This is a genomic window from Nocardioides pyridinolyticus, from assembly GCF_054653575.1.
This window is the reverse complement of record NZ_BAAIFY010000070.1, coordinates 1-1,414: the sequence shown is the minus strand read 5'-3', so window position 1 is coordinate 1,414 and position 1,414 is coordinate 1. Positions and strand designations below refer to the sequence as shown.

The following is a 1,414-nucleotide window of genomic DNA, read 5'->3' as shown; positions in this document are numbered from 1 at the left end:
GGCTCTTCCCAGATGAGGGTGTAGGTCGGTGTGGCGCGTCGGTCCCGAGTAGGAGTCGAGGTCTCCCGAAGATGGAAGTTCTCACGCTCGCCATCTGGAAGACCTCGACGTGCCCGACGCTACTCCGCCGGCCGGCTTCGGCCGCCCTGATCTGACCACCTTCGCTCGTCTTGATGGTCTCGGCCTGGCTGTGGTCGGACAGCGACTTGAACCGGATCGAGCGGTCCTGGCTTGTCGAGTCGTAGAGCCGGACCGGTGGTGTCGGCGTTGCGGCGCCGAGGGGGTCGCACGCGACACCGTGGTCCGGCGACTCGCGCATGAGCCGTTGGGTTGGCGACCGACCACGCTGGAGATCGCGGTTCGCCGCTACCGGTGCCGCGAGTGCGCAGGGGTGTGGCGCCAAGACACCACCGCCGCGGCCGAGCCGCGAGCGAAGTTGTCGCGGGGCGGGCTGCGGTGGGCGCTGATGGGCATCGTGGTTCAGCACCTCACCGTCGCCCGGGTCGCTGAAGGCCTCGGTGTCGCGTGGGACACCGCGAACAACGCCGTGCTGGCCGAGGGCAAGCGAGTCCTGATCGAGAAGGAGGGCCGCTTCGAGGGCGTCAAGGTCATCGGCGTCGACGAGCACGTGTGGCGCCACACCCGGCGTGGCGACAAGTACGTGACCGTGATCATCGACCTCACCCCGGTCCGCGACGACATCGGACCCGCGCGGCTGCTGGACATGGTCGAGGGCCGATCCAAGGCCGCGTTCAAGACCTGGCTCGCCGAGCGCGACGACGTCTGGCGTGAGGGGATCGAGGTGGTCGCGATGGACGGGTTCAGCGGCTTCAAGACCGCCGCTGCCGAGGAGGTCCCTGACGCGGTCGCGGTCATGGATCCCTTCCACGTCGTGCGCCTGGCTGGTGACGCGCTGGATCGGTGTCGACGGCGGGTGCAGCTGGCGATCCACGGCCACCGCGGCTTCAAGGACGACCCCCTCTACAAGTCGCGGCGAACGCTGCAGACCGGCGCAGACCTGCTCACCGACAAGCAGTGCGACCGCCTACGGGCACTCTTCACCGACGACGCGCATGTCGAGGTCGAGGCGACCTGGGGCATCTACCAGCGGATGATCGGCGCCTACCGACACCCCGACCGGCGCCGCGGTCGGGAGCTGATGGCCAACCTGATCAACGACATCAGCGCCGGAGTCCCGAAGACGCTGACCGAGCTGATCACGCTGGGGCGGACGCTGACGAAGCGAGCCGAAGACGTGTTGGCCTACTTCGACCGCCCAGGCACATCCAACGGACCAACCGAGGCGCTGAACGGCCGACTCGAACACCTGCGCGGCAGCGCGCTCGGATTCCGCAACCTGACCAACTACATTGCCAGATCCCTGCTGGAGACCGGCGGCTTCAGACCCCAACTC

At 68.1% G+C, this 1,414-nt stretch carries 1 protein-coding gene; it reads left to right on the top strand.

The annotated features are described in order from the left end of the window. Nucleotides 1–109: 109 nt before the first annotated feature. On the top strand, nt 110–1,414 hold a 1,305-nt coding region (locus tag ACYQ0U_RS22655), incomplete at its 3' end, for an ISL3 family transposase (RefSeq protein WP_459976149.1).